Source organism: Treponema sp. R8-4-B8 (assembly GCF_054786175.1).
On the sequence record NZ_BDHE01000040.1, the window covers coordinates 1 to 4,103 of the forward strand.

Annotated in this window: 5 protein-coding genes; all 5 read left to right on the forward strand. The window is 33.9% G+C overall.

The features are described 5' to 3' along the window. The coding region (locus ACYVRA_RS05740) for a helix-turn-helix transcriptional regulator (RefSeq protein WP_461251792.1) at positions 1-863 on the forward strand (863 nt) is incomplete at its 5' end. 129 nt (positions 864-992) lie between these two features. Then, entirely contained in the window at positions 993-1,418 is a 426-nt protein-coding gene (locus tag ACYVRA_RS05745; protein WP_461251793.1) for a DUF2141 domain-containing protein, read from the forward strand. Continuing rightward, entirely contained in the window at positions 1,418-2,065 is a 648-nt protein-coding gene (locus tag ACYVRA_RS05750; RefSeq protein WP_461251794.1) for a DUF998 domain-containing protein, read from the forward strand. Before ACYVRA_RS05745 ends, ACYVRA_RS05750 begins: the two co-directional genes overlap by 1 nt. A gap of 53 nt (positions 2,066-2,118) precedes the next feature. Beyond that, positions 2,119-3,033 (forward strand): carbohydrate kinase family protein, encoded by a 915-nt coding sequence (locus tag ACYVRA_RS05755; RefSeq protein ID WP_461251795.1) that lies wholly within the window; start codon positions 2,119-2,121, stop codon positions 3,031-3,033. A gap of 128 nt (positions 3,034-3,161) precedes the next feature. Next, positions 3,162-4,103 (forward strand): cache domain-containing protein (locus ACYVRA_RS05760; protein WP_461251796.1); only part of this gene is annotated, 942 nt, incomplete at its 3' end.

Below are 4,103 nucleotides of genomic sequence, written 5' to 3' on the forward strand. Positions count from 1 at the left end.
TTTATACGCGCATACAGGAGAGACGGAAATGGGTTTTAGTCGCAGCAATCGGAATAAATCTCCTTATCGGAACGTTTTTGCTGAATAATATAAATTCATCAATAATATTTTATACCGTATATGCCGCGATTTGGCTTGTAATAGCGGCTTTTTTGTGCGGTCATGGAAGAATGGCATTTTATACCGCCGTATATTGCTTCAGTATTTATATGTTGTTTAACGCTTGCGCCGCCAGTTTTTATATGGCTATCACCGGAAAAGCTGATACTTCAAATAGCGCTGTTTTTTATCCGGTACAGATGGCGGCGAGCTTATGCCGCGTAGCATGGGCGTTCTTCTACTTTATAATTATGCGAAAATATACTGACCTTAACGGAAAGGCACAAAGACGTTCTTTTTGGATTATTGCGACGGTGCTTCCATTAGGCAGTATCGGTTTAATTTTATTATATGGGTTTTATTTAGTACCTTTTATTCAGCTTGCGGGAAACAACGCGTCAAAAATGTTTATACCGGATGCGGCAATGTCGATATTTCTGTTATTAATAAACTGTCTTGTTTTTTATCTCTATGCGCGGCAATCGGTGGTTTATAACGCGCAAGTTTTCGCGAATATTACGGCTAAAACATTGCCGCTATGGACGGCCGAAACGGGCTTGTCTGTCGTTTTTATCCAAAAATACAAAATAAGCCCCGCGGAAAAGCGTGTTGTGGAACTGATGATGTTAGGCAAGTCAAACAAAGAAATCGCGGCAATCTTGGACAAGAACGTCAGAACGCCTGAAAAACATTTGCAAAACGTGTATGACAAGACAGGAGCCGCAGGACGCGCCGCGCTTATGGCGCTTATCCATTCCGAATAAAAGGAATTCGTATTGTTTCGTATTTTTTTAAAGGCTTTTTCGTAATAACCGTAATTTACATTAGAATTTGAAATGCGATAATTGTTATGGCAACGGAATTATTAAGGGAAATAAATGGGGTATAAAATTATGAATGAAAAAATAGCGTCTTTGGCGTTTTTAGCGTTATTATGCATTGGAAATATATTCGCTGATAATAATATAACTTTCACCTTGGAAATTACTGGAATAAATGGAAATGAGGGCAAAATTTATGTTAAAATATATTCAAATGAGAAGGATTACAAAAAAGACATCCCTTATACATCTTTTGTATTGGAAAGCGCAAGTAAAAATATTACCTATTCATTTGATATACCGGAAGGCGAGTATTTAATAGCCTTATTTCAGGATGCAAATAATAATGGCGTTTTGGATATAAATTTTTTAGGATTTCCAAAGGAGCCTGTTGGCTTATCAAATTATACTGGCGGTATTCCGGGTGGTTTTAATAAGCAGAAAATTTCAATAAACTCTGTTTCAAACAGGATAACAATAAACATGGGAAAGGTTTAATGAAAAAACATAGCGTGATAAAAATAATTTCTTTATTTGGCATATTTTCAGTCGTTTTTTATTTTCTTCATGTGATTCTTGGGAATATTTTTTATGAAGGTTATAATCCAATGGCTCAGGCGGTAAGCGATTTAACCGCTTCAAATTCTCCGTCAAGAAATATAGCACAGGTGTTTGCGTTTATTTATGGCATATTTTCTGTGATATTCACTATATGTCTTTTTACTTATCTTAAAAACAAAATAAATAAAATTGTTACTGTTGCTTCATGTGTTTTTTGTATAATGAACATTGTATCATTTTTTGGATACACATTTTTCCCATTATCCGAATCTGGTTATGCGGGTACTTTTCAGGATATAATACATGTAGTTGTTACCATACTTGTCGTATTATTTACTGTAGTTTCGCTTATACTTTTTGGTATTGGATTTATTCGGACGACAAATTATAAGCATCTTGGAATTATTTCATTTATTACATTATTTTTATTAATGGCAGGGTCAATGTTAATGGGTATATTGCCAAAAGGATATTTTGGTTTAGCGGAACGTATAAATGTATATTCAATAGTAATATATACTGGAGTACTGTCATTGTGGATTGAAAAATATATAAAACATGAGGCAAGACGCGATATCTCTTAATGTTACGCAACATCGCCTATTGCGTTATTCCGTAAATTATCGTATAAAGAAATATGAATGATATACTTGTATGCGGTTTGACAAATATAGAAACAAATATTAACGCGGATAAATTTCCGATAGAATATTCTCCAATTGAGTATAAATTCTTTGGCGTAAATAGTTCCGTTTCAGGAGTCGGTTATAATATTGTAAAAGCGTTAAAAACATTAGGCGACGAACCTGTATTTTTTTCTATAATCGGGAATGATATGTATAAGGATATTATTCTTAATGATCTTAAAAAAGATAAAATAAATACGGATTATGTGCTGCCGTTATTGGAACAAACGGTTCAATCAGGAATATTAAACAGCGGAAATAAAAGAAAGATAATATTAGATTTAAAAAACATACAAGACATAAAATATCCAATAGATATGTTAAAAAACATTATTGATAAAATAGATATTGGAATTATATGCAATATAAATTTCTCAAGAGATTTTCTGAAAGTATTAAAAGATAATGGAAAAATAATAGCTGCCGACGTACACGTTTTGGATGATATAAATGATGAATATAATAACGATTATATAAAATACTCTGACATATTATTTTTAAGCAATGAAAATATTATTGGAAATGAAAATGATATGATAGCGCAATTATCTCAAAAATACAATCATGAAATAATCGCAGTTACAATGGGCGAAAACGGTCTATTAATGTTTGTGAAGGAAAAGCGAGAAATAAAACATTTTCATGCCGTAAAAACGCGTGAAGTTGTCAATACAATAGGAGCCGGTGACGCGCTATTTTCATGTTTTATTCATTTTTATCATAATACAAAAGACCCATATTATTCAATGCAATTAGCCGCGTTATTTGCATCATACAAAATTGGCGATAACGGAGGCGCGAAAGGTTTTTTAACTGAAGAAGAATTATTAAAATTAAATAAGAAAATGGCGTACTCTGGTATCTGAAAAACGGTAAAAATAATTAAAATTGTTCATTTTATCCGCGTAAAAGATAATTTTTTCAATAAATTCTAAAAATGATCAATAATGTTAATTATTTTTTTGCTAATATTTGATATATTTATACATATAATATGAAAAAGCCCAAAAAAACATCGTTCGCGAGATTATTTACAACCGTCACTTTACTTATAATTATATCTATAACGGTATCTTTATCTGTAATCTTTTTTTACAACCTTCGTCATATTGTTACAAATTTGACGGAGTTAAACACAAAGACAAACGTCGCCCGTTCGCAGGATATGGTGTTGTCTTTTATAAAAGAACATGAAGAAGCTATAAAGCAATTCTCTGTCGGCATTACGCATCTTTTTAATCAAAGGACTGTTTCCGTGGAATCTGTCGCCGAATATTTACGCGACATTAAAGAAATAGTGCCAAACTGTCTAGATCTGTATTTTACCAATAACATGACGTGGAACAAGCCGGGCGGTTTTGCCGCGTTTGCCGGAGGATGGATTCCCGATGACAATTGGGATAATACCCAACGCTCCTGGTTTACCGACGCTAAGAAAGCGCAAGGAAAAATCGCTTTTTCAGAACCTTATGTTGATTCTGACACCGGCGACGTTATCATTACCCTTTCAATGACGGTCTTTGACGGAGAAAAAACGGACATCGGAGTAGCGGCGGACGACGTTGCGGTAAATGTTATGAAAGAAATGATTAGCGCGATGCGTAGTTTTCCCGGACAGGAAATGTATATCATTAACGCCGACGGGCTTTTTATTACCCATGAAGACATCAAGGCGGTTATGGAAAAAGATTTCTTTAAAGAATTGAATCTTGATAAATACCGCGCATCAGTATTAGGTTCTGCCGACTTCTTTAAGATCGATAAAAATATTTTTATATATTCTTCAGCCATACCACGTACTGGCTGGATTCTTGTGTCAACAATACCGTCATCTGTAATTTTCAATGACATAAATATGCTGATCCTGCGCCTAATTATTTTATGTATAGCGATGCTCGCGGTAGTTGTTTTTGTTTTAGTCTTTCCTGTCGGGCTT